General features: G+C 38.5%; 21 protein-coding genes. 15 read left to right on the top strand and 6 right to left on the bottom strand.

Translation table 11 applies throughout. The annotated features are described in order from the left end of the window. Nucleotides 1-385: 385 nt before the first annotated feature. From ACHB7C_RS13545 to ACHB7C_RS13515, 7 genes are all read left to right on the top strand, one after another. A complete protein-coding gene (locus tag ACHB7C_RS13545) occupies nt 386-946 on the top strand; it encodes a fimbrial protein (protein ID WP_166685909.1) in 561 nt (186 codons plus the stop codon). A 94-nt stretch (nt 947-1,040) separates the two neighbouring features. Next, a complete protein-coding gene (locus ACHB7C_RS13540; RefSeq protein ID WP_395347575.1) occupies nt 1,041-1,754 on the top strand; it encodes a molecular chaperone in 714 nt (237 codons plus the stop codon). Beyond that, nucleotides 1,729-2,307, top strand: a complete 579-nt coding sequence (locus tag ACHB7C_RS13535; protein WP_166685911.1) for a fimbrial protein — start codon at nt 1,729-1,731, stop codon at nt 2,305-2,307. Before ACHB7C_RS13540 ends, ACHB7C_RS13535 begins: the two co-directional genes overlap by 26 nt. Before the next feature lie 8 nt (nt 2,308-2,315). Then, nucleotides 2,316-2,849 carry a fimbrial protein gene (locus tag ACHB7C_RS13530; protein ID WP_198861120.1) on the top strand — a complete coding sequence of 178 codons (534 nt, stop codon included), beginning with the start codon at nt 2,316-2,318 and terminating at the stop codon, nt 2,847-2,849. A 10-nt stretch (nt 2,850-2,859) separates the two neighbouring features. Beyond that, nucleotides 2,860-3,570 carry a molecular chaperone gene (locus ACHB7C_RS13525; protein ID WP_349488763.1) on the top strand — a complete coding sequence of 237 codons (711 nt, stop codon included), beginning with the start codon at nt 2,860-2,862 and terminating at the stop codon, nt 3,568-3,570. Nucleotides 3,571-3,643: 73 nt separating this feature from the next. Continuing rightward, nucleotides 3,644-4,336, top strand: a complete 693-nt coding sequence (locus ACHB7C_RS13520) for a molecular chaperone (protein WP_166685914.1) — start codon at nt 3,644-3,646, stop codon at nt 4,334-4,336. 58 nt (nt 4,337-4,394) lie between these two features. Continuing rightward, a complete protein-coding gene (locus ACHB7C_RS13515) occupies nt 4,395-6,956 on the top strand; it encodes a fimbria/pilus outer membrane usher protein (RefSeq protein WP_349483872.1) in 2,562 nt (853 codons plus the stop codon). A gap of 64 nt (nt 6,957-7,020) precedes the next feature. On the opposite strand, the gene ACHB7C_RS13510 is transcribed toward ACHB7C_RS13515, so the two are convergent. Both ACHB7C_RS13510 and uvrA read right to left on the bottom strand, forming a co-directional pair. Beyond that, on the bottom strand, nt 7,021-8,223 hold the full coding sequence (locus tag ACHB7C_RS13510; RefSeq protein WP_166687583.1) for a hypothetical protein: 1,203 nt from the start codon (nt 8,221-8,223) through the stop codon (nt 7,021-7,023). 412 nt (nt 8,224-8,635) lie between these two features. Further along, the gene (uvrA, locus tag ACHB7C_RS13505; protein ID WP_042848856.1) at nt 8,636-11,470 is read right to left on the bottom strand and encodes an excinuclease ABC subunit UvrA; all 2,835 of its coding nucleotides are present in this window, start codon (nt 11,468-11,470) and stop codon (nt 8,636-8,638) included. 460 nt (nt 11,471-11,930) lie between these two features. On the opposite strand from uvrA, the gene ACHB7C_RS13500 reads away from it, so the two are divergent. Beyond that, entirely contained in the window at nt 11,931-12,455 is a 525-nt protein-coding gene (locus ACHB7C_RS13500; RefSeq protein ID WP_042848855.1) for a single-stranded DNA-binding protein, read from the top strand. A gap of 245 nt (nt 12,456-12,700) precedes the next feature. Here ACHB7C_RS13500 and ACHB7C_RS13495 read toward each other — a convergent pair whose 3' ends face one another. After that, on the bottom strand, nt 12,701-13,108 hold the full coding sequence (locus ACHB7C_RS13495; protein WP_198861122.1) for a helix-turn-helix domain-containing protein: 408 nt from the start codon (nt 13,106-13,108) through the stop codon (nt 12,701-12,703). A 238-nt stretch (nt 13,109-13,346) separates the two neighbouring features. After that, nucleotides 13,347-14,519, bottom strand: a complete 1,173-nt coding sequence (locus tag ACHB7C_RS13490) for an MFS transporter (RefSeq protein WP_349488765.1) — start codon at nt 14,517-14,519, stop codon at nt 13,347-13,349. Between the two features lie 346 nt (nt 14,520-14,865). Here ACHB7C_RS13490 and ivbL point away from each other — a divergent pair, with 346 nt between their 5' ends. The 4 genes from ivbL to ACHB7C_RS13470 all read left to right on the top strand — a co-directional run bounded on the left by ivbL (nt 14,866) and on the right by ACHB7C_RS13470 (nt 17,905). After that, nucleotides 14,866-14,955, top strand: coding sequence for an ilvB operon leader peptide IvbL (ivbL, locus tag ACHB7C_RS13485; RefSeq protein WP_105880933.1), 90 nt, complete (start codon nt 14,866-14,868; stop codon nt 14,953-14,955). 103 nt (nt 14,956-15,058) lie between these two features. Next, the gene (ilvB, locus tag ACHB7C_RS13480) at nt 15,059-16,756 is read left to right on the top strand and encodes an acetolactate synthase large subunit (protein WP_042848851.1); all 1,698 of its coding nucleotides are present in this window, start codon (nt 15,059-15,061) and stop codon (nt 16,754-16,756) included. Between the two features lie 2 nt (nt 16,757-16,758). Next, nucleotides 16,759-17,043, top strand: a complete 285-nt coding sequence (ilvN, locus tag ACHB7C_RS13475) for an acetolactate synthase small subunit (protein WP_042848850.1) — start codon at nt 16,759-16,761, stop codon at nt 17,041-17,043. A gap of 199 nt (nt 17,044-17,242) precedes the next feature. Next, complete coding sequence (locus ACHB7C_RS13470; protein WP_042848849.1) at nt 17,243-17,905, top strand: alanyl-tRNA synthetase; 663 nt, start codon at nt 17,243-17,245, stop codon at nt 17,903-17,905. On the opposite strand, the gene ACHB7C_RS13465 is transcribed toward ACHB7C_RS13470, so the two are convergent. After that, the gene (locus ACHB7C_RS13465; protein WP_042848848.1) at nt 17,902-18,459 is read right to left on the bottom strand and encodes a helix-turn-helix transcriptional regulator; all 558 of its coding nucleotides are present in this window, start codon (nt 18,457-18,459) and stop codon (nt 17,902-17,904) included. The two genes, ACHB7C_RS13470 and ACHB7C_RS13465, sit on opposite strands and share 4 nt — an antisense overlap. Nucleotides 18,460-18,669: 210 nt before the next feature. Here ACHB7C_RS13465 and ACHB7C_RS13460 point away from each other — a divergent pair, with 210 nt between their 5' ends. Next, entirely contained in the window at nt 18,670-19,422 is a 753-nt protein-coding gene (locus ACHB7C_RS13460; RefSeq protein WP_042848847.1) for a sulfite exporter TauE/SafE family protein, read from the top strand. 193 nt (nt 19,423-19,615) lie between these two features. Continuing rightward, nucleotides 19,616-20,812, top strand: a complete 1,197-nt coding sequence (locus tag ACHB7C_RS13455) for an MFS transporter (protein ID WP_048608645.1) — start codon at nt 19,616-19,618, stop codon at nt 20,810-20,812. Nucleotides 20,813-20,857: 45 nt separating this feature from the next. On the opposite strand, the gene ACHB7C_RS13450 is transcribed toward ACHB7C_RS13455, so the two are convergent. Beyond that, complete coding sequence (locus ACHB7C_RS13450; protein WP_395347569.1) at nt 20,858-22,546, bottom strand: ArnT family glycosyltransferase; 1,689 nt, start codon at nt 22,544-22,546, stop codon at nt 20,858-20,860. Between the two features lie 662 nt (nt 22,547-23,208). On the opposite strand from ACHB7C_RS13450, the gene ACHB7C_RS13445 reads away from it, so the two are divergent. Then, nucleotides 23,209-24,555: an NCS2 family permease gene (locus tag ACHB7C_RS13445; RefSeq protein ID WP_042848844.1), complete on the top strand. Its 1,347-nt coding sequence runs from the start codon at nt 23,209-23,211 to the stop codon at nt 24,553-24,555. Nucleotides 24,556-24,648: the final 93 nt, after the last annotated feature.

Genomic DNA, 24,648 nt, shown 5'->3' with positions numbered 1-24,648 from the left:
GCCCTGCGTTTTTTTTATCTTTTATCTGTAATAACAGCCATTACCTGATCACTGAGACGAAAAATAGTGTCCCATATATGAGTAGTTCTTAAGTATTTACTCACTAAATGTGATCAGATGTTTCAGTTCAATTTTGGTAATGTATTGATAAAATTTACTTATTTGGGTTTGATTACTTGTTTTTTTTAAAAATTATTCACACTTAATCTGAGCTTTCTTACACACTTCACGTTTATTTTCGAAAACAACATTCGTATTATAATCCCATCAAATGAAGCGATATAAACCATATTTATTATTATTTCTGGTTTTTATGTTTGCTAATTATTTAAAAACTAGCGTTTAAGACTATTCCGAATTAAATTTTAATATGAGAGACACACACATGACTTTATTAAATAAAATTGCTCCAGCACTTATCATTGCATCAACATTAGCTGTACCAGCTGCATTTGCTGAAAACCAAGCTGCGACCATCACATTTGAAGCCTTAGTGCGTGCGGCAAGCTGCAATGTATCATCAACAACGGAAGGTGCTATGGTTAATTGGGGGGTATTTACAACCCAAGATTTAGCAAATGCAACTAAAGGAAATGCAATTGGTGAAACTAAAAACTTCCATTTAACATTAACAGAATGTTCGGCTGCAGACGCGGGTGATTCAACTGTATTTGTTCATGCATCAGGAGCAGCATCACCATTTAACCCTTCATTATTTGCTAACTCGGCGGCTAAATCTCTTGCTGTTGAATTAAAAGCATTAGATGCAGATAATAAAGCTCAGGATATTTTACCAAATAAAGAAACCCAAATGACAGTTGTAGATACTATAGCTAAAGATGGTTTTGCTAATATCCCAATGCAAGCGCGACTGATTATGGTTAATCAAGCAACTGAGGGTGATAGCTTAAAAGTCCCTGTTACCTTTACTGTATCTTATAATTAAAAGTACAGATTAAAAATACTTAATATTATGCTAAATTAGATATAGCGATATTCACAAGGTCCCTTTTTGGGACTTTGTCTATTAAGGTAACAACATGAAACTAAAAATTTGCCGCCTCTCCACTTCATTTAGCTTGAGTTTATTCTTATTGTTAGCTCCGATATTGTCTTTAGCGGAGGGAGTGAGCTTAGATGCAACACGTATTGTTTACCCTCAAGGGGAGAAAAGCGTATCTATAGCTATAAAAAACAGTCAATCCCAAGTTTCATATTTAACACGAACTTTTATTACCTCTGAAAATAATGATCGAAATGTACCATTTGAAACAACACCTCCTGTATTTAAAATATCGCCAAATTCTCGACATGAAGTTAGGGTTTTAGAAAAAAGCAATAACCTACCTAGCGATAGGGAATCACTATTCTTTTTTCATGCCACAATGATTGCAGGTCAAACTGGGAAAGTAGATGGTGACGGCTTAAATATTGGTTATGACCATGTCATTAAGGTTTTTTATCGCCCAAAAAACTTGAAGATAACCTCGGATGAGGCACAAAAGCAGTTAGCATTTCAAACTAAGGGAAATCAATTAAAAGTGATTAACGACTCTCCTTATTATGTTAACCTTGCACAAATTACTATTAATAAGCAAAGAGTTGATATGAGTATGGAAAAAGGAAATACCACGATCGCTCCATATTCATCATTAACTTACCCTATTTCATCTCACATGCAAAAAGGGACTGTTATTTGGCGCGCTATTACTGATTTAGGTGGAACGAATGAGTTTAAAGCACAGTTTCCTTAAATGTATAATTTGCTGCGTTTGTACTTTTTCTTTGAGTGCGGTATATACCTCTGCTTATTCGATAACAGAACAAGACACTTATATTGACCTTATCGTCAAAGGTCATGTTTCGAAAGGGACATGCGCATTTACTTTTAGTCATAAAGTAGTCAATTTTTCTAGGGCGCTGACAGTAAAAGATATTAGTAATATAGGTAATACAACGCCAGTTGAACCTTTTTCAGTCGAGTACCAATGCCAAGACTATAATACTGAAGTACTACCTGACCTACAGGTCACAATGATGGCAGATAACCAATCACAGATCATTGATGGTAAACTTTCACCCAAAAATAATACGACAAATGCGGCATTTAGCTTTTTACAATGTGATAGTGTGAAAAAAAATTGTACGGCAATTAATTTTACGAACCAAGAAAGTGTTATTAATTTTCCGATTCAAAATGGGGACAATGAAAAACATTTTGAAGCTCAAGTTGTTAAATTAGGTGACGCTGCTATACAACCAGGAAAACTCAGCGCTGCTATTGTTTTTACCTTTTTGCAGCCATGAGAAGAATAATGAAATTAATATTTAACTTTGTTCTATTTAGTCTGTTATTAATTTCAAATTCTGCATTATCGAATAATAATGCAGAATTTGATTTTAATGTGAAAATTATTTCACAGATGTGTAAAATATCAGTTGTTGGTACATCTACCAATGAAGTTGATTTTGGTAACATAACATACTCAGATATTCAAACTAACAAAGTCCAACCGATTCCTATAAAAATATCGTTATCTGACTGTTTAACTAAAAATTTTACTAATTCTTATGTGAAAATTTCACCGAAGAATTATCTTGATACAGTAACCTTTATCGATGACCCTATGAAAGGGTTTGGGATTAGTTTTTCTGAAAATGACAATGTTGCAAATTCAATGAATATTAGTGATTTTGTGGAAAAAGAATCGAATGTTTGGACTCAAATCGATGCGAATAAACTCGATAAAACACTCTATACGTATGTGAGATGTGCATCGAATGGCCTCTGTGAGCCACAAGTCGGTAATTTTCAATCTACCATCACATTTTCTTTTATTGTGGATTAACTGAGATAATATGAAGAGATTAGTTGCACTGTTATTGTTGGTATTTACATTATGCTTAAGCCAGACGGCTCTTGGGGCAGGCATTCGTTTAGACCAAACGAGGGTTATTATAAACAGTGATAGTACTAGTCAAGTTTTTAGCATTCTTAATGATGATAATTCACCATACTTAATTCAAACAGCTATCACGAATGAATTAGAAGGAGAAAGGTCACCTTTTTTCATCGTAACACCGCCATTATTTCGCTTAGATGCAAAAAGCAAATTTAGTGCAAAAATATTGGTCAATAATAAGAAACAATTACCAACGGATAAAGAATCACTTTTTTATCTTTATACTCGAGCAATTCCTTCAACACAACAGCCTAATGCTGAAAAAAACAATGCAAAACTTACCTTTGTTACTAATATCATCATTAAGGTCTTATATCGGCCCAATCATTTAGCTGTCCCGAACTCAGATATATTTAAGCAGGTGAAGTTGGTAGCAAAAGGTAATGAGTGGCAGTTTAATAACCCAACACCGTATTACCTTACTGCTGTAAATATAAAAATAAACCAGCAAGATTATAAAAAAAGCCTGATATTACCGCCATTTAACCAAACAACTATTAAAGGTGTTGACAGTAAAATCAAGACAGCTAGTTGGCAAATGATCAACGATTTCGGTGGGTTATCTGATGTTTTTTATTATCCTGTAGCTCTTTCATCGGTGAAGTAATATGAGATTGCAGAATCAATATATTTTCAAACGATTAAAATTTTTGAGCTGTTTAATTTTGGTTATGGGCTTTATGACCCATTTTTCGCTTAAAGCTGATTCTGATAACTTGAAATTTTCACTACAGCGGCTCACTTACATTGCTGGTGATAAAAGTATTTCTATCAGTTTACGCAATACCAGTACTTTTCCTTATTTAATCCAGACTAATATGCAGTGGCTTGATGAAAAAACAGGTATTAATATTCTCAATAAAAATGAAAAAATCCCTTTTATTGTCACCCCGCCCCTACATAAACTAAATGGTGATGAATATTATAGCTGGCGGGTTATGTTTACTGGTAAAACCCAGAGTTTACCATCGGATCGGGAGAGTGTTTTTTTAGTTCAATTAAAGGCGATCCCATCAACGGAACGGCAGAGTGAGCAATCTTTGCAGTTTACCGTTACGCGTTCTTTATTATTTAAAGTGTATTACCGACCAGAACACCTAAAAAGCATTACATTAGAAGAGGTTACTGAAAAACTCTCATTTCAACGCGAAAAGAATACATTAATCGTTAGAAATAATAGCCCTATTTATGCGACTTTTGATAACTTGTCAATAAATGGACATCGTTTTGATGAAGAGGTACTTTTTCTTTCTGTTCCGCCTTTTTCAGAACAACGATTTCATTATAGTAATTTACCATCAGGCTCTATTTCATGGGCACTTTTAGATGAGTATTTATTACCAACAAAACAAAAAACAAGCTTACTAAAATAATTATTAAATTTTACCATTGCTAATGGCTCAATGGCGGCACACATACGATGGATTTATCATGACGTTACCTCATTTTAAAATTGGTTTATTATCCTCGTTAATTCTATTACCTGTTATGAGTTTCGGTGATGAGTATTTTGACCCCAATCTACTCAATGAACAGCTTGGCATTGATGTAAATGATGTCAATCTTAGTCAATTTTCAAAAGAAAATAGCGTTCCTACGGGTGAATATACTTTACAAGTTTTCGTTAATCAGCAACCTAAAGGTGAGCGCCTTCTTAACTTCATTTTAAATAAACATAATGATGTGGTACCTGAATTAACCATTGAATTGCTATCTTCTTTCGGTGTAAAAATTGATGCTATCCCTAAATTAAGGGGGTTGCCTCAGGATTATGTTATTACAGAGCTTGCAGATTATATTGAGGGTGCCAGTGTTAATACACAGTTATCAGCACTTAGTGTGAACATCAGTATTCCTCAAGTTGCGATGGATAATGCGGCGGAAGGCTATATTCCCCAAGAATTACTTGATGATGGTATTACGGCTTTAAAAACGAACTATATAATAACGGGAAATCATTCAACAAATAGCCACTCTTCATCGGGAAAGCAAAAGAGCGATAGCTTATTTATTAACCTTAATAGTGGTTTTAACGTCGGTGCATGGCGGCTTCGTTCTAGCCTTGCTCATACGGATAACCGGCAGCATGGTAACGGCACCAGAAGAAACCAAACAAAAACTCATTTTTCAAATACAGCTGTTTCTCGCAGCTTGTATAGTATACGTTCAGAATTCTTGGTTGGTGAAAGTAGCACACGTGGCGAGCTATTTAATTCGATTCCATTCAAAGGTGTACAATTAAGCTCTAATGACCAGATGTTACCGAGTAGCCTCCGTGGTTTTGCTCCAGATATCAAAGGGATTGCACAGTCAAATGCCCAAATCACTGTTCGCCAAAATGGTTATATTGTTTACCAAACCTATGTTCCTCCTGGGCCGTTTAATATTCAAGACCTCGCTACAGGGAGTAATTCTGGCGCACTAGATGTCACGGTAAAAGAAGAAGATGGTTCTGAGCGGACATTTACTGTCGCTTTTTCTTCTTTGCCGATTATGCAACGCCCTGGCGGATGGCAGTATGAACTTACTACGGGTCGCTATGATGGCGGCGTGACCGTAGGGTCAAAAGAATCTGATTTTCTTTTGGCAAGCGGCATCTATGGCCTGCCAAATAATATTACGGCTTATGGGGGAATTATTGCGGCGCAAGATTATTGGTCCGGTATTTCTGGGATAGGCTTTTCAATGGGGGATATTGGTGCGATTTCTGCCGATATTACCCATGCACAGGCGACTTTAGATCACCAAACACATCGAGCACAAGCTTATCGTTTACGTTACGCAAAAAATATTGCGATGACGAATACGTCTATTGATTTGTCAGGGACACATTATACATCGAAGGATTATTACACTTTTAATAATTTTAATAATTACAACTATCGGTATATTGAGGATGTCGCCCCTTGGACGGGGATACAGGAACGCCGACAATATTCTGCATCACTCTCTCAGCCGCTAGGGAACTACGGTAACCTTTATTTTTCTGGAAGTCGTAATGAGTATTGGAATGATGAGCAAAATGTGACTCAAGTTTCTGCGGGCTATAATACGAGTATTAAAGGGATTTCCTACAGTATTAATTACAGCATTGATAGAACTAAAAATAGCGAACAGTGGCCAGAAAATCGCCAAATCAGTTTTAACCTTAGTGTACCTTTTAGTTTATTTTCGAATTCACCTTCTGCACGTAATATCAGCAGTACTTATTCTATTAGTCACGATAATAAAGGTAAAACAACTCAGCAAGTAGGGGTAAGTGGAAGTTTATTAGATTCCAAATTAACTTATGGGGTTTCGCAAAGTTGGGGGAATCAAAACCAAAGTAGCTCCGGTAGTATTTATACCAATTATGCGGGTTCTAAAGGAACGGTTTCAGCAGGATATAATTATTCAAATAGTTATAATTCTGTGAATGCTGGTATTAATGGTGGCCTAGTAATTTATTCGGGAGGAGTATTATTTGGGCGCAGTATGAGTGACAGTTTTGCTATTGTTGAAGCAGAAGGTGCAGAAGGAACTCTCTTAACTATAGGGAATGCGCAAATCAATTCCAGAGGTCAAGCAATTTATCCCTATCTTTCTGAATACTCAAAAAACAGTGTGAGTTTAGATGTTAATTCTCTCCCAGATGATGTGACATTGACACAAACATCGAAAAACATTTATCCAACTGCAGGGGCAATTGTGAAAGTGAACTTTGATACCCGAGTTGGTTATCAAGCTATTATCCAGCTAAATAATGATAAAGGGATTATTCCATTTGGTGCTGTTGCCACTTTAATTGATGACTCTTTAGCACAAGAAAATACTGGGTTGGTAGGGGATGACGGCCTGCTGTATATGAGTGGATTGCCGAATGCTGGCATGTTACGTGTTCAATGGGGAACGCAAAATAAGCAATCATGTAATGTGAATTTTAGTGATTTACAAAATATTCCGCCAACAGCCGATAACCCAATCAGAACACTTTCATTAAAGTGCGTTCATTGAAATAAAAATGAAAAAGACGTGCGTTAATATCGTCACGTCTTCTTTCCAACTGGTTTTATGGCGATTAACTTTTAATAAAAAACTCTAAATCTGCTTTACCTTGATACTCGCCACTTGCAACCTCGGGCGTTCGACACAGTGCCCAAGAAATATCAAACAACATGGTTTTCTGCGTATTCTTTACACCAAGGTCTATTTCTTCTCCGTTGAAACTCATTAGCCTTGAGTTTGTGGAGTCATTACAATTTAAATTTATAGATTTTCCAGTTTCATAAATGCTACCAATAACCCAAGGTAAAACCTCTGATTTCATAGTGCTATCAACAGGTTTTAAGAGTAATTTTTTGGGGTTTGATGCATCGTAATCAGTGTCTTTTGCTTTCGCTATCATTCTGATGGTGTCTTGTTTACTACCATTACAGGTGACTGTTAATGACGATTTATGCAGTGACTGCATTTCATCTAAAAAGGAGTGTTTAATTTGGCTATTAGTCACATTACTTACTTCACAATAACGCAAAATGGTGATGTCAGCATCGATATTTAAACGAATGGCACTTCTTGCTGCATTATATCCACTAGTCATAAAATACAATGGAATATTGTTGCTGTACTGCATCTTTCCTGATGGCAAATTACTATCAACATATAATAATTGGGGACGAGAAACAGATAATGTCAGGTTTTTTCGCCCACCTTTAGGTACCGCTCGGTAACTGTCTGATGGATAAAAGCACGCTCCAGTGATTCCTGATTTCGAAATTTCGCTGAGTTTTGGGCTATTATCTCTGGTAAAAAAAGTACCATGGTAAGAAGGCTCTAGCCGATTAGAATATTTGCTAATAATTAAATCATAATCCAATTGTGGCACCAGATACGCGTTAACTCCCCCTTGGCTATTAACTAATGGGGCACCATAAATAACGTTAAGCATATAAGGTATCCTCCCAAAACCGGATAAATCGCATCCCGATTGGCTATTACTGATCCCCAGTAATGGTAGCGTTTCTAACCAATATTTGCTGTCAGTATTATCGTAAATGGGTTCAACATTTAAGACGGTATCCCCAGTTAAGGTTCCTTGGACTTCTTGTGCGACCCGATCCGATGATGTGAGATCGATGACTCCATGTAATTTTAGTGTTGCGGTACCGACAACCGCTGACTCACATGAAAGAGATACTCCTAACATGCCAAGAAATAAAATTGGGATGAGGCTTCGCCGCGTATAAGTATTTTTTCTCGGTATTTTTGTGTTCATCATCATCGTTATATCTCGACCACAGAAAAGAGGAAGAGGGCATTGTAATTTTACTACCCCAAACTCACAACAAAGGAATGACTCAGTATAATCGACGCCAGTTTAATTTATTCGTCGTATGACGATGCTAATATCAATAAAACATCAGAATATCAAATAAAACACAAAAGATCTGAAGACAATAATAATAATTCTTCGGCAGTCAGATATAAATAAGTATGAGCTACCCCGTCAGAAACTGGTTCTAATAGCTATCCACTGAAAGCCATATGCGATTTAGGTTCATTGTTGAGGACGGATGAACAATAAACTGATTTAATTGATATTATTGTATTAATAACTAGTTATTCGTTAGGTTAGAAAGAATACAGATGATATGAAGGGAAAGCCATGGCGGCTTTCCCTGTGCCTTTAGTTTTTAATAACCGCGCTCTAAAATAGGCTTTAAAAACCTTGCAGTATGTGATTTTTCACACTCAGCGACTTCTTCAGGAGTGCCGGAAATTAAAATTTCACCACCACCACTACCACCTTCAGGGCCTAAGTCGACAATCCAATCTGCCGTTTTAATCACATCAAGGTTATGTTCAATGACAACGATGGTGTTTCCTTGGTCACGTAACTGATGTAAAACAGCTAATAACTGTTGAATATCAGCAAAATGCAGACCCGTTGTTGGTTCATCTAAAATATAAATAGTTTGCCCAGTACCCCGTTTAGATAGCTCTTTGGCGAGTTTTACTCGTTGGGCTTCACCACCGGATAATGTGGTCGCGGATTGGCCAAGACGAATATAGGATAAACCTACGTCCATCAGGGTTTGTAGCTTACGAGCGAGTGCTGGGACGGCATCAAAAAATTCACGAGACTCTTCGATTGTCATATCGAGGACTTCATGAATACTTTTCCCTTTGTATTTGATTTCTAACGTTTCACGGTTATAGCGTTTGCCTTTACATTGGTCGCAAGGGACATACACATCAGGCAGAAAGTGCATTTCTACTTTAATAACCCCATCACCTTGGCATGCCTCACAGCGCCCACCTTTGACGTTGAAACTAAAGCGCCCCGGGTTGTAACCACGTGTTCTTGACTCAGGAACACCGGCAAATAGCTCACGAATTGGTGTAAACACCCCCGTATAGGTGGCAGGGTTTGAACGAGGCGTACGGCCAATAGGGCTTTGGTCAATATCGATAACTTTATCGAAATGTTCTATACCTTCTACATCCAAATAAGGGGCTGGAGTAATGGTTGTTGCACCATTTAGTTGGCGTTGAGCTATAGGGAATAAAGTATCGTTAATTAGTGTTGATTTACCAGAGCCTGATACCCCTGTGATACAAGTAAATAGACCAACAGGGATTTTTAGCGTCACATTTTTTAGGTTGTTACCCTTAGCACCAAATACAGTGAGTATTTTGTCTTTGTTAATAGGGACACGTTGCTGAGGGATTTCTATTTTACGCTCACCGCTTAAATACTTACCGGTTAAAGAGTCTGGGTTCGTGACAATATCATTTAATGTGCCTTGAGCGACAACTTGCCCACCATGTACACCGGCCCCAGGCCCAATATCAATCACATGATCAGCGGCGCGAATGGCATCTTCGTCATGCTCTACAACGATAACAGTATTACCAAGATTACGCAGGTGGATTAACGTTTCGAGTAAGCGGTCGTTATCACGCTGGTGTAAGCCGATTGAAGGTTCATCAAGAACATACATCACCCCGACTAAACCAGCCCCAATCTGGCTTGCCAAACGAATACGCTGAGCTTCCCCACCAGACAAGGTATCCGCAGAACGTGAAAGACTAAGGTAATTAAGCCCCACATTAACTAAGAATTTCAGCCGCTCGCCAATTTCTTTTAATACTTTTTCTGCGATCTGCGCACGTTGACCCGTGAGTTTTAGATTTTGGAAAAACGCCATTGCGTGGCCAATGCTGTAATCAGCAATTTCAGGTAATGTTGTATTCTCAACAAAAACAAAGCGCGCTTCTTTACGCAAACGGGTTCCGTGACAAGAAACACAAGGGCGATTGCTTATGTATTTGGCGAGTTCTTCACGTACCGCAGTGGATTCTGTTTCTTTATAACGGCGCTCCATATTATTGAGCACCCCTTCAAATGGGTGACGACGAACAGTGACATCGCCACGGTCGTTACGATATTTAAATTCGATCGTTTCTTTGCCTGAACCGTATAAAATAATTTTTTGGATAGCAGGACTTAATGAACTGTATGGCGCTTCTGCGTCAAATTTATAATGTTCTGCTAATGACATTATCATTTGAAAATAATAAAAATTACGGCGATCCCAGCCACGAATAGCCCCGCCAGACAGGGATATTTCTGTATTTTGGATAACCCGTTCAGGGTCAAAGAACTGCTGAACACCTAAGCCATCACAACTTGGGCAAGCCCCCGCTGGATTGTTAAAGGAAAACAGCCGTGGCTCAAGTTCCATCATGCTGTAACCACACACCGAACAGGCAAAATTAGCAGAAAAAACCAATTCTTCTGCACTTGGGTCATCCATATCGGCAACAATAGCACTACCACCGGAAAGCTCGAGTGCGGTCTCAAAGGATTCGGCTAAACGTTGGGCGATATCATCACGAATTTTAAAGCGGTCGACAACAACCTCAATCGTGTGTTTTTTTTGTAATTCGAGCTTTGGAGGATCAGAAAGATCGCAGACTTCGCCATCAATTCTTGCTCGGATATAACCCTGTGTTGCTAAGTTATCAAGTAACTTAACGTGCTCGCCTTTGCGTTCTTTAACGACAGGAGCCAATAACATCATCCGGCGGTCGGTAGGCTGCGCTAGTACATTGTCAACCATTTGGCTAACTGTTTGTGCTGCTAGTGGTATGTCATGATCAGGGCAACGAGGTTCACCGACACGAGCAAATAATAAACGTAGATAATCATGAATTTCAGTGATTGTCCCGACAGTTGACCGTGGGTTATGTGAAGTCGATTTTTGTTCAATCGAAATGGCTGGAGATAGCCCCTCAATATGGTCGACATCCGGTTTTTCCATTAAAGAAAGAAACTGGCGTGCATAGGCGGATAGGGACTCAACATAGCGGCGCTGACCCTCGGCATATAGGGTATCAAAAGCTAAAGATGACTTCCCAGAGCCAGACAAACCCGTAATAACAATCAGTTTGTCACGAGGGATAACGAGATTGATGTTTTTCAGATTATGCGTGCGTGCGCCGCGTACTTCGATATTATCCATTTACCACTTCCCGGATGATTTGATATTGAACAATCGCAAGCGATCATTATCACATAATTATGGCTGAATGGATATACAGTACTTGCCATATTTTTCTACTACTCCTATTTAAATTCTTAGTGCTGTTGGTTGTGCTTGGCTAGGTAGTTACATACTTATATATACCTTTGTAATGCCTTCGCTTGCCGCCTAGCTATGAATTAAACAGTCTAGAGTGGGGAGTTTTAGTCTTAAAAATGTACAATTATACATAAGCTCAAGGGAAGAACGAATTTGTCGAAGGGGAAACGGTGAATTATTTTGTGTCTATACTGAAATTGCACTCAGAAATTACACTAAAATTTGGAAAGTGTTTCGCAAGTTCGAGGGGGAGTTTCAATTTCGTGGTGCAAATCAGCGAGGTCGTGGTAAACTTCTCGGCTAATCCAGAGATTAAAATTCAATGCATCAGGAGTAATAAATGGCCAGCAGAGGCGTAAATAAAGTAATTCTTATCGGTAACCTAGGACAAGATCCAGAAATCCGTTATATGCCTAACGGTGGGGCTGTGGCAAACCTGACTCTGGCAACTTCTGAAAGTTGGCGCGATAAGCAAACCGGCGAGATGCGTGAAAAAACAGAATGGCACCGCGTGGTTATTTTCGGCAAATTAGCTGAGGTTGCGGGTGAATATTTAAAAAAAGGTTCACAAGTCTACATCGAAGGTTCTTTGCAAACCCGTAAATGGCAAGATCAAAGCGGTCAAGACCGTTACACCACTGAAGTTGTTGTTAATATCGGTGGTTCAATGCAAATGCTAGGTGGTCGTGGTGGTGATTCGTCATCACAAGGGCAAGGCGGTCAGGGGGGTTGGGGTCAGCCTCAGCAGCCACAAGCTCAAGCTGCTCAACAATTTAGTGGCGGTGGTGCGCCAGCTCGTTCACAAGCACCAGCACCACAAACTAATGAGCCACCAATGGATTTCGATGATGATATTCCATTCTAATTATCAATATAATTAGAGGAATATATTAAATATAATGAAGGCTTCCTTGTGAGGCCTTTATTTTTATCTTAATAAATTAAATAATAACTTTAAACCTTAAGAGATTATTAATTTTAAATTAAGAGTTTCTTAAATTAATATTTTCTTAAGGTAATAATAGAAAAAGCTCCAGTAATTAACTTACATGGAGCTTTGTATTGAAGGTTGAATAAAAGAATATACAAATTTTATTTTCATATTGCGTATCAGGCAACTTTGGGTTCCAGTAGTAAAGGGTCATTTTGGCTTTCACCGGAAATTCGGTAAATTGACGGTGATGTACCTAAATATGCTCTGAACCGCTTTGCAAATGATTGCTGGGAGTCGAATTGGTATTTTATTGCTATATCAATAACTTGAAGGTCGGTCGTGCAGAGGTCCTTTGCTGCTTCACATATCCGCCTTCGGCGAATATATTCACCTAAAGGTATCCCAACAACTTTGCGAAATACCCTCTGTAAATGCCACTTCGTATATCCCGATTTTAGTGCAATATCGTCGAGTAATAGACGATTGGTTAAGTTCATTTCAATCCAAACTAATATCTCATTGACAACTGTAGATTGAAATTCCGTGTATTTCCCTTGGTAGGGAACAGTAATTTCTTTATACATAATATTTTCCTACTAGTTACTTTTTAATCATATCTCTGATTATGTAAATTACCAATAAATAAAAGATAAACAGATATAAATACAGGCTGTTAATTTGTGAAATAACAATAATGCAAAATTTTAATTAGTACTCAACCAGTGTTGTTTGACTTATGGTGATATATTTATGGAGCAACAAACTATCATGAACTTGTTTTTACACCATAAGCACAGAATTAAGATGTGAGTATTAAATGGTTTATTGGTGCGTTGGAATATATCTTTTTAACTGCCAAAAACCGACCAAAATTGCGATGGATATAACAACGGATAAGATATTCATCACTTGCCACCCTAGAGTGAAAAACAACATACCCGCAGCTAAGCTGCCAATTCCCCCAAAAAAATAAATAAGAAAATCCGTCATTCCTTGTACTTTGGCACGTTCATGTATTTCATAGGTGTGTGGTAGCAGGTTGGTCGTGCTGATAAGAATTAAATTCCATGCTACACCGACAAAAATACCCGCGAAAAGATAGTTATAAAAATGGTTAGCGAGTAAGTTCATGACAGCAGATAAAATTAATAAAACAATACCGCAGAAAATAATGCGTTTTGCGCCTAAATGATGAATTAATGTGCCCGTAAAGAATGATGGAGCGAACATGCCAAGTACATGAAACTGAAATACAATTGCAATTGAAGAAAAGGGGAAATCATGTTGCTTCATAGATAAAGGAATTGAGGCAAAAGTAAAGACAACAATGGCGTAACCTGCAGCACTAACAATTGCAATCAGCATTAAAATTGGCTGTAAATACAAAGCCTTATAGCTACGTTTAACTAAGGTTTCGTCTGTTGTGGACTTAACAGTCTTCTTCAAGGGGACAATTAATAATAAAAGCAAAGCGATAAGATAAATGATGCCTAATATGATAAATGGGCCAGCAAAAGGGTATTCTGCAAAAAATCCTTGGGTGGTAACCGCTAGGGTTGGGCCAATTAACGCAGCAGCAATGCCCCCACTCATAACAAGCCCAATAGCTTTAGCTCGCAAAGAAACAGGAGCTTCCTCGATTGCCGCAAAACGAAATTGTTGTGCAGTGCCTATTGCAATACCAGTGAAAAATAGCCCGATAGAAAAATAAATTAAGCTACTTTCTAAAACGCCAAGTATAGATAACCCAGCACCAATTAACCCGCCAATGTTGCCAATAATAAATCCTATTTTTCTTGAGTACCTTTGCATTACATAGGCAATTGGGATGGTTGCGAGGATCAAACCAATATACTGGCTTAATAATGGGAGCGTTGCGTAAGTGGGGTTTGTTGCCAATTTTTCTCCAACCACGACAGCAACAGAAAGTACAATGGCATTTCCGGTTATAAACAATGCAAGCGTCGTTGTTAACCACCAAACGGATTTTGGCATAAGCCCTCTCTCAACTAAAAGTTATTAAAATCAAGTAATAAGATGTTTTTAATAGGGTAATTCTGTAGAATATTACATAAGGTACTACTTCAAGTTGACTTTAAGTCAAGTCTTAATGCAGGGTAAAAAAGGAAAATTTAATCAAAATTTAATTCTGAGTTTATTGATATACCCAGTTTATTCGTTGGTTTAGGAGGAGTGTGATGTATATCTCATTTGAGATTAGTAGAAATTAAAACGCAAAAAAATGATTGTCATCATCAGAAATTTATGTTTTCTTAAAGAAAGCAAGAACAATAATCAAATAAGTTAAACCAAATAAACTAAACAGGAAAACCCCGTGAACATGACTTTTAATCACTCAAACCTACTACTAACCGCGCCATGTGCCGCGGTGGTCGTGCGTGTGGTGGTGGTCGTGGGCTTAGCGCCGTAACGGGTACAAATCAACGCAGATTTAGAAACCCCGCCGGCGCAAACCGAGCGGGGTTTTTTATTACCTTCCGCTTGGGGTCGCAGGCTAGCAAAGGATAATTATGATGAGCGGATCGGGCACTACATCACCACATAAAACCTGTTTTACAGGGGCAGAGTTAATCGTCTATTTATTAGAAAAACATGGTATTACTATTGTTTCGGGCATTCCTGGCGGGGCGGCTTTACCGTTCTATGATGCTTTAGGTAAAAGTAAGCAAATTCAGCATATTTTGGCTCGTCATGAGCAAGGTGCGGGGTTTATTGCGCAAGGGATCGCGCGTACTACAGGGAAAGCGGCCGTTTGCATTTCTTCAAGTGGTCCGGGCGCGACCAACTTAGTGACCGCCATTGCGGATGCAAAACTGGATTCTATCCCGCTAGTTTGTATTACAGCTCAAGTTTCCTCATCAATGATTGGGACCGATGCATTTCAGGAAGTTGATACCTATGGTATTTCTATTCCTGTCACTAAACATAATTATTTAGTTCGTTCTATCAATGAATTACCCCAAGTTATTTGTGATGCTTTTCGTATAGCAGAGTCAGGGCGTCCGGGACCTGTTTGGATTGATATTCCAAAGGATGTTCAAACTGCCACTATTGAACTGACTGAAATACCAGAAGTATTACCGAAAGATAAAGCGCCAGCATTTGATATGGAAAAAGTTCTGCAAGCAGCTGAAATGATTAATAATGCGAAGCGCCCAGTACTGTATTTTGGTGGTGGGGTTATTAGTTCTGATTCAACAGAAACAGCGATTGCGTTTGCGGAAAAAGCCTCATTACCGACGACGATGACCTTAATGGCGCTTGGCACTATCCCTATGCGACACCCATTATATTTAGGTATGTTAGGCATGCATGCTGCTGCTAGCACAAATATGGTCATGGAAGAGTCTGATTTATTAATTGTTATTGGCGCACGCTTTGACGATAGAGCAATCGGGAAGGCAGAGAAGTTTTGCCCTAATGCAAAAATCATTCATGTGGATATCGATAAAGCGGAAATTAGTAAAATTAAACGACCAGATATCGCCATTCACGCAGATGCAGGGCAGATCTTGGAACTATTATTACCTTTAGTTGAACGTAATGAACGTACTGAATGGGTTAATCAAGTTAGTGAATTGAAAAATAAATACCCATTGGATCTCCGCGAGGCAGACAACCCGTTAAATCATTATGGATTAGTTCTTTCTACTGCGCGGGCTGCGGGTGAAGATGCGATTATCACAACTGATGTTGGGCAACACCAAATGTGGGCAGCTCAGGCTTATCCATTATCGCGCCCTCGCCAATGGCTGACTTCTGGAGGTTTAGGCACCATGGGGTTTGGTTTACCAGCGGCGATTGGAGCCGCATTAGCAGAGCCAGACAAAACGGTTGTTTGTTTTTCGGGTGATGGCAGCTTGATGATGAATATTCAAGAGCTGGCGACAGCCGCCGAGCACCAATTAAATATAAAAATTGTTTTGATGAATAACCAAGCGTTGGGAATGGTACATCAACAACAGGATCTGTTCTTTGAGAATCGTATATTTGCGGCAGCTTATCCTTATCAAACTGATTTTATTAAGATAGCGGCAGGTTTTGGCTTACAAACGTGTGATTTAAATAATGAAGAAGATCCTGAAATGGCACTGGAAAGGGTGATGAATACCAAAGGCCCTTGTTTGATCCATGTTTTAATTGATGTTAACCAGAAGGTTTATCCAATGGTTCCACCAGGCGCAGCTAACATTGATATGATTGGAGCTTAATTATGGCATTTGAACATCACCCAATAGCTTTAGAGTTAATTGTTCGTAACCATCCCGGCGTGATGTCACATATATGTGGCTTATTCGCACGCAGAGCTTTTAACGTTGATGGCATTCTTTGTATGCCAATTAAAAATAAAGATGAAAGCCGGATATGGCTGCTGGTGCAAAAAGACGAGCGTCTATCACAAATGATTAATCAAGTTGAAAAGCTTGAAGATGTGAGAGAAGTTCGTTTCAGTGACGATTTACGTCTCTTCGAAACCATGCAGAATTATTTGCAGTAATGCTTATCAGCACCTTTTTTAATAGCCTACACAATGCGTGTGGGCTTTTTTTATCATGATTAATTTTCAACGTAGTATCATAAATAAGGGTTTCCTAAAGCGAACAAAGGTGGTATAAATTTAAGCGGTTATAGAAATAGTTTAGGGAATGAAAAGCGAATACATTCTGCTAAATTGAATAATAAAAGGTACGAAAGTTATGCAGAACAACATTTATCTCACCAATACTTACCAATATGAAGTAGAAACAGTTCTATTAAAACAAGGTAGTGACGAGGAAGGGCACTGGGTTGCACTACAAGATAACATTTTCCATCCACAAGGTGGTGGGCAACCCGCCGATACTGCTTGGGTTAATAATGAGCCCGTTCGTATTAAGAAACACCTGAACGGTTTGATTGTTGCTTATCTCCCTGATGGGATAAATTTAAATTTAGAGAGCACCGTTGTTGCAGCCATTGACGGAGAAAAACGTCAACGATATGCCGCACTACATACCGCAGGGCATTTGTTAAACTGGGAATTACGGCGTTTTGGCTGGCTTGCACAAAAAGGGCATCATTTTCCTGATGAATCTCGAGTCGAGTTTTGTATGATGGATGGTGAGGTTGTGCCGTTTGAAAAACTGGATAGTCAATATATTGAAGATATTGTTAATCAAAGCATTAGCAGTGGCCGGAAAGTTGAAATAAAACAAAACGACGAGCTGAGGATCAGTTATATCGACCAAACTGAAGAAATGCCATGCGGAGGAACGCACGTTGGTTCATTGGATAGCATTACGCATTTTTCAATTAAGTCGATGAAATATAAAAAAGGGACGTTGCGCATTAGCTATGATGCACAACATGCCTCGGTTTAAACACCTTCGCTGATATGGGAGTAAGTCATGACTACAGTCGCTTGTAATTCTCCCTCTATGCATAAATAAGAATGTGGAAAATCACCGCTAAATGCATAAAAATCGCCTGCTTCTAGAATGATGTTTTGATCGTTATGCAAACGCAACATTAGTGAACCTGAATTCACCATAATGTGCTCATGGGTTCCACTCATATGCGCAGGGCTATTAATAATAGCCCCTCTTTTCATGGTTAATTGCCAGATTTCGGAGATATTCCCCATACTAATACGGAATTTAAATTGCTGTGAATATTCCTCTTCACTCGAGGACCCTTTGACAAAGTAGGGATAAGCTTCATGTTGGCGTGTAAATAAATCGCTAAGCGGAAAACGCAGCGCGATGGCAATCGATTCTAATGTATCAATACGTGGGTTTGAATCGCCGGATTCTAATTTGGATAATGCGGCTTTTGAGATCCCAGATAGGCGAGATAGTTCATTCAACGAAAGGTTTCTAGCTTGCCTAAGTAAACGGATCTTTTGACCAATTTTTATATTAATTTTTTTATCCACAATATGGCTTTCCCTAAATTCCAATTCATTATGCTAATTCTACATGACTCAGTAGAACTAATCACATATTCTCCATCTTATATTGTATTTAAAGAGGTTATTTTATTTTTTGATATAGTTTTAAAATTTACCCACAAAAAAATAAGGCTATTTAATCTGTCCTAAAAAATTTATAGTGAGAGTATCAAAAATTTTAGGAGTTAAATCAGTATGCCGTTTGGGTTATTAACGCCAGAGATGGCGATTTGTTTTGTGACTTTACTTTTCGCTTATTTGGTTTTTGGTATGGCGGGGTTTGGCTCAGCTCTTATCGCAACTCCTGTGCTGGCTATGTATTTGCCCTTAAGTATGATTGTCCCAATATTAGCGCTAATTGATTTAACTGCGGCCATTTTAAATTTATTTAGAGATGGGAAAAAAGCCGATTATCAAGAGATAAAATGGATAATTCCACTAATGGTAATAGGAAGTTTAATTGGAGCCGCTATTTTATTAAAAACGCGACCGGATATTTTAGTATTATTACTGGGTTTGTTCGTGATCGGTTATGTATTAAACACTTTCTTCTCCAAGAAAGTGAAAACACCATTTTCCAAAGCACTTGTTGTTCCATTCAGTTTAATAGGCGGTATTTTCAGTGCCTTATTTGGTAGTGGTGGGTTTATCTATGCGATGTATTTATCGAGCCGAATTGAAGATAAACAACGTTTTCGTATCACTCAGATGACACTGATTGGCTTTAGTACTCTTACCAGAGTAATCATATTCTTGGTTATGGGTGTTTATCTAAATATTGATATTTTATTGATTGCTTTGGCATTTTCCCCGGCAATGTTAATCGGTATTTGGGCGGGTAGGCATATTACCTTAAAAATTTCCCGTGAAGCATTTTTGAAAATTATTAATATTGTTATTTTAGTCTCAGGAATCGCATTGTTATATCGATATTTTTTTGTTCTTTAGTTCAACTAAGGCATTAAAATAAATAATACAATCTGCTTTTGTAGAGATAAATAGCGGAATATATTAGTCATGCTACAATTGATGAGCTAACTATAGTTTTCATTAGTGGCTTATTGGTTTTTTATTTTAAATAGTTATTTATTCATGGAGTTAAAACCTGTTTCTTTTGAAGAGGAAACGAGTTAAGTTCAAAATGAGCTCTGATAATCAGTTTTTGCAAAATTGTCGTCGTTCCCCGTTTTTCGCTATTTTTACGATCACCATGAGTATTGCTGTTATTGGTATCGTGATCGGGTTAAGTATACCGATGGTCGCGCTTAGGTTACATAATTATGGTGTCAATGAATTGTATATTGGCATTATTTCCGCAGCACCTGCGTTAGGGATGTTTTTAATCGCGCCTGTAGTCCAACGTATTGTGTTATGGTCAGGTAAGCGAAAGGCCATGTTATTGGCAACCATCATTTCTGCTGTGAGTTTATTGCCATTACTCAGTACCTTACCGCTGTGGTTATTATTTCCTTTGCGGCTCGTTACTGGTTTGGCTAGTGGTGTGATGATTTGTTTAGGGGAAACGTGGATCAATGAACTATCCCCAGAAAATAAGCGGGGCCGCATATTGGCGATTTATACGACTGTTTTTACAGTGAGCCAATTACTCGGGCCATCATTTATTGCTTATTATGGCGTGGAAGACAAATCACCATTATTAATTTGTACATTGATCCATTTAATTTCGGTGGCGTTATTTCTTTTGATGGATCAAAAAGTTGGTGATCATTCCGCAGAGGCTGCCGCGAAGTCTAATTTCTCTATTATTCAGTTTGTAAAAATTGCCCCAGGTATTTGCGGTGGGATTTTATTTTTTGCTTTTTTTGATGGCACTATTCTATCTATGTTTCCAATCTATGGGATGGGGATGGGCCACACAGAGGCTGTTGCTGCATTAATGATTAGCGCAATTTTAGCCGGTGATGCGATTATGCAACTGCCGTTTGGCTGGCTAGCTGACCATATGAATAGAGAAAAACTGTATCGAATTTGTGGTGTTGTGACATTAGGTGCAAGTTTTTTACTCCCTTTTTTGATAGACCAACCTTATCTTATTTGGGGGTTGTTGTTTGTTTTAGGGGCAACAGCAGGGGCAATTTACACCATCGCATTAGTCCAGATAGGCCAGTATTTTAAAGGGAATGAATTAATTGTAGCGAATGCTGCTGCCGCTATGCTGTGGGGGATCGGTAATTTATCTGGGCCGCTGTTAGGGGGCATTGCTACATCTATTTCACCTTCAGGCCTACCAGTGTTACTGATTTTATCTGCGGCTATCTTTTTATGGTTTACTCGTGAGAAGTACAGTGCTCAATCTATTGAACAATTAACAAATTAATTAATTTAGCGGTGCACTACAGGTAGGGAGTACACCGCTTATCGATTACTCAATAGCTTTATATACCACTAAGTTTTCACGATCTTCATCTGGCCTATGATTGTGCCAAAATAACTTCATACCTTGTGGGGCCGGTTTAATTTCTTTTGATAGTACAATTAACCAACGGCATTGTGCGGGGCGCTCAAAACGATCTTGGCGTTGGTGTAAGATACCAGTGTAATAATAGAGCATGGGTGCTTCTGATTCGCCAATATTATCTGAAGCCATACAGTCAGTTGCAGTAAATTGGCCTGCTAAGTGTTGATTTAAATCGACAAAAACTCCCTCAAAACCTTTAGTGTAATCAACCCATCCGAGAAATAAGGTTAAAATCACGCCCCAGACGCAACATAGCCCAAGTAACCAATTTTTCATCATCTGAAATGCAGGTGAAATAGGGTTAGCGATGATTTTATTACGTAAAAACCAAACTAAGGTAATGACTAAGCCACTCACAAAAGCCACTGAGGAAAATGGCATCTGGTAGCTCATCGGTAGCCAGCGACTAAAAGGGCTGAGCCATTCTTGCTGGTGGCCTGTTAATGCTATTAGGTAACAGGCCCAAAGAAATAGAATCAGTAATGACCAGAATATTGCCGCGAAATATGAAATATAACGTAAAATTTTCGCTGGAGCAGCTAAGAGTGTTTGTGTTGCTAAAATCGCCATTGGGGCAATAAATGGGAGCAAATACAAGGCACGACCTGAAGCTGAAAGCTGCAAAAAAACAATGCCTAATAAAGGAAATAGGGTGAGTAAATATTGGTTTTGATTGAATAACCGCTTGATAGGGTGCCTTAAAAAATATGCTGTAGCTAGTAGACCCGAAGGAAAGGCGAACAATAAAACGGCAGCTGGAATACGTGTTAAATTGGCTTTTGCACCTAATTTTTCGACAGAAAACCCGAAAAAGCGACCAATATTGTTTTCCCAAAACCACACCATAAATAAGTCAGGATGCTGCAAGTATAAATGGATAGGCCAAGGTAAAATAGCAACAAGGGCGATTAACCCTGCGGATAAACTGAATAGCCAGAATTGCTTGGTTCTACATTGGCGAATAAAAATAGGGGATAAAATTAAGCAAATCCATAAAACGCCGGGGATGAAAACCCCTTTTGAGAGCATTGTGATTACCGTCCCTAGGGATAACCAAAGGCTAGACATCAACAGTTTCTGTTGCTGTATTAGCCCGAGTAACCCATAAAGGCCGATAGTTGCCCCAGCCATAAGAGCAACATCTGTGAACATATCATGGCTGTGGCGCAGAACCCCTGGGGCACAGGCATAGAGTGCGAAAGCTAACCAAATGCGTGTATCCGTAAAGTCTTTAGCTTGGAAAAAGCGGCGCGCTAAGCATAAAAAGAAAGCGAAATTGAGCGCTGAAAACAGCAAAGTTGCACTACGAGCTGCATCATAAAGGGGCATAAAACCAGAAAATAAATGGGATGTAATAGTAGCAACCCAATAATAAAGCGGAGGTTTTTCCATGAATGGTTCACCCGCATTTGTTGGGACTAACCATTCATTAGTTTCATACATGGTTTGAATAATGCCAAAGCTATAATTTTCATCTTGCTTCCAAGGGCTATGGCTATATATTCCCGGTAATAAATACATTGCGAGGAAACAAATAAAAAGTAGTAAAACACCCCGTTGTAAAGTGATTATTGATGTATTCTTATTTGACATTTTAATATGTTTTTTGTGTTCGTTATTATAAATAAATCAGAATTATAACTATGGTTGACAATAATTGAGTGTATATATATATGAATTATATTCACTCCATGTATGTTTTATTTTCTCAATAAAAACAACGTAAAAAAGCATGTTTAATGGTTTGTATGAAAATTATTCTACCATAAATAAATATTTTTTAAGTTGTTCGTTTTGTAAGAAAATATTCTGTGATTATACCAAGAAAAATAATCACTCTCTTTAAACAAACGCTATATGAAAAGTAATTAGTTATTTTTACTTAAAATAACTACGATGAAAATAAAGGGAATTTTAGAAAGTCCGTTTAAGGCTCAGAGGGGAATAGATATTTTTTATCCTTAAGGAAGTACTTAGCAAAAAAACTGATAAGCCTTTGTTGAATACGAAAGGGGGAATATCAGGGGGATATGCTAAAAACACTTGATCATTAGCCCGTTTTAGAACGATAATTGCCCTCCTCACAATACGTTTTATTCTAATTTCAAAGCCAAACGATTGCGTAACTGTTTTTATAGAGAATTTATTCTCAATTGGTTTTATTTTTTGAAAACGTAATCGTTTACGTCAACGTATGCGTTAGGCGTCAGCACTATTTGAGAGTATTCGTTTACTATTAACAGCAGAGGTACACCATGTCAGGCCAACAGGCGTCATCCAACTGTAAATTGGATTCATTTTTTAAGATAACAGCACGCGGGTCTTCAGTTCGCCGTGAAATCATTGCAGGGCTAACTACATTCTTAGCGATGGTTTATTCTGTCATCGTTGTGCCTGGTATGCTGGGGCAGGCTGGTTTCCCTCCAACCGCTGTTTTTATTGCAACATGTTTAGTGGCGGGGTTTGGTTCTTTGCTGATGGGGCTATGGGCAAATTTGCCAATGGCCATCGGCTGTGCGATTTCATTGACAGCTTTTACTGCATTTAGCTTAGTTTTAGGGCAAAAAATTAGTATACCCGTGGCACTAGGCGCCGTTTTTCTAATGGGGTGTTTATTCACCATTATCTCTGTTACAGGTATTCGTAGCTGGATCTTACGTAATATGCCAATGGGGATTGCCCATGGTACAGGGATAGGTATTGGTTTGTTTTTATTGCTAATCGCAGCAAATGGTGTTGGTTTAGTGATCAAAAACCCAAATGCAGGTTTACCCGTCGCTCTGGGGGAATTTACCTCTTTCCCTGTGTTAATGTCACTCGTTGGGCTAGCGGTTATTTTTGGTTTAGAAAAACGTCGTGTTCCGGGCGGCGTTCTACTGGTGATTATCGCTATTTCAATTATTGGGTTGATTTTTGACCCCGCTGTCCAATATCAAGGTTTCTTTAAATTACCATCATTGGGTGACGATGGGCTATCTCTAGTATTTAGTATGGATATTATGGGGGCTTTACAACCCATGGTATTACCAAGCTTACTTGCGTTGGTGATGACAGCTGTTTTTGATGCAACAGGGACAATTCGTGCTGTTGCGGGGCAAGCTAACCTTTTAGATAAAGATGGGCAAATTATTGATGGTGGTAAGGCGCTAACTGCCGACTCAGTGAGTAGTATTTTTGCTGGTGCGATCGGTGCATCTCCTGCCGCAGTCTATATTGAATCAGCAGCAGGAACCGCAGCGGGTGGTCGTACAGGGTTAACGGCTGTGGTTGTTGGGGTACTCTTCCTCTTAATTTTATTTTTATCACCATTATCTTATTTAGTGCCTGCTTATGCGACAGCACCTGCATTGATGTATGTGGGCCTGTTGATGCTAAGTAATGTCTCTAAACTTGATTTTGATGACTTTGTTGATTCAATGTCAGGTTTACTGTGTGCGGTGTTTATTGTTTTAACTTGTAATATTGTGACTGGTATTATGCTTGGTTTCGCCGCATTGGTGATTGGCCGTATTTGTGCGGGTGAATGGCGTAAACTGAATGTGGGAACTGTGATTATTGCGGTGCTTTTAGTGGTATTTTATGCCTCAGGATTAGCTATTTAAGGTTCATAATATTTAAATAAGGCGATCTTATCGCCTTATTTAACGTTTTATATCGATTAATCGCAAAATGGTAATTTTTTCCCCGAAAAATAA

This window comes from Providencia sp. 2024EL-00732 (genome assembly GCF_044006275.1).
GTDB classification, from domain to species: Bacteria; Pseudomonadota; Gammaproteobacteria; order Enterobacterales; family Enterobacteriaceae; genus Providencia; species Providencia huashanensis.
Note: the sequence above shows the minus strand (reverse complement) of the source record. Positions and strands in the feature narration are given on the sequence as shown.

Excerpts from the sequence above, each read along its gene's own strand:
- ACHB7C_RS13545 (WP_166685909.1), top strand. The coding sequence starts at position 386 with ATGACTTTATTAAATAAAATTGCTCCAGCACTTATCATTGCATCAACA.
- ACHB7C_RS13540 (WP_395347575.1), top strand. The coding sequence starts at position 1,041 with ATGAAACTAAAAATTTGCCGCCTCTCCACTTCATTTAGCTTGAGTTTA.
- ACHB7C_RS13535 (WP_166685911.1), top strand. The coding sequence starts at position 1,729 with ATGAGTTTAAAGCACAGTTTCCTTAAATGTATAATTTGCTGCGTTTGT.
- ACHB7C_RS13530 (WP_198861120.1), top strand. The coding sequence starts at position 2,316 with ATGAAATTAATATTTAACTTTGTTCTATTTAGTCTGTTATTAATTTCA.
- ACHB7C_RS13525 (WP_349488763.1), top strand. The coding sequence starts at position 2,860 with ATGAAGAGATTAGTTGCACTGTTATTGTTGGTATTTACATTATGCTTA.
- ACHB7C_RS13520 (WP_166685914.1), top strand. The coding sequence starts at position 3,644 with ATGACCCATTTTTCGCTTAAAGCTGATTCTGATAACTTGAAATTTTCA.
- ACHB7C_RS13515 (WP_349483872.1), top strand. The coding sequence starts at position 4,395 with ATGACGTTACCTCATTTTAAAATTGGTTTATTATCCTCGTTAATTCTA.
- ACHB7C_RS13510 (WP_166687583.1), bottom strand. The coding sequence starts at position 8,223 with ATGATGATGAACACAAAAATACCGAGAAAAAATACTTATACGCGGCGA.
- uvrA (WP_042848856.1), bottom strand. The coding sequence starts at position 11,470 with ATGGATAATATCGAAGTACGCGGCGCACGCACGCATAATCTGAAAAAC.
- ACHB7C_RS13500 (WP_042848855.1), top strand. The coding sequence starts at position 11,931 with ATGGCCAGCAGAGGCGTAAATAAAGTAATTCTTATCGGTAACCTAGGA.
- ACHB7C_RS13495 (WP_198861122.1), bottom strand. The coding sequence starts at position 13,108 with ATGTATAAAGAAATTACTGTTCCCTACCAAGGGAAATACACGGAATTT.
- ACHB7C_RS13490 (WP_349488765.1), bottom strand. The coding sequence starts at position 14,519 with ATGCCAAAATCCGTTTGGTGGTTAACAACGACGCTTGCATTGTTTATA.
- ivbL (WP_105880933.1), top strand. The coding sequence starts at position 14,866 with ATGACTTTTAATCACTCAAACCTACTACTAACCGCGCCATGTGCCGCG.
- ilvB (WP_042848851.1), top strand. The coding sequence starts at position 15,059 with ATGAGCGGATCGGGCACTACATCACCACATAAAACCTGTTTTACAGGG.
- ilvN (WP_042848850.1), top strand. The coding sequence starts at position 16,759 with ATGGCATTTGAACATCACCCAATAGCTTTAGAGTTAATTGTTCGTAAC.
- ACHB7C_RS13470 (WP_042848849.1), top strand. The coding sequence starts at position 17,243 with ATGCAGAACAACATTTATCTCACCAATACTTACCAATATGAAGTAGAA.
- ACHB7C_RS13460 (WP_042848847.1), top strand. The coding sequence starts at position 18,670 with ATGCCGTTTGGGTTATTAACGCCAGAGATGGCGATTTGTTTTGTGACT.
- ACHB7C_RS13455 (WP_048608645.1), top strand. The coding sequence starts at position 19,616 with ATGAGCTCTGATAATCAGTTTTTGCAAAATTGTCGTCGTTCCCCGTTT.
- ACHB7C_RS13450 (WP_395347569.1), bottom strand. The coding sequence starts at position 22,546 with ATGTCAAATAAGAATACATCAATAATCACTTTACAACGGGGTGTTTTA.
- ACHB7C_RS13445 (WP_042848844.1), top strand. The coding sequence starts at position 23,209 with ATGTCAGGCCAACAGGCGTCATCCAACTGTAAATTGGATTCATTTTTT.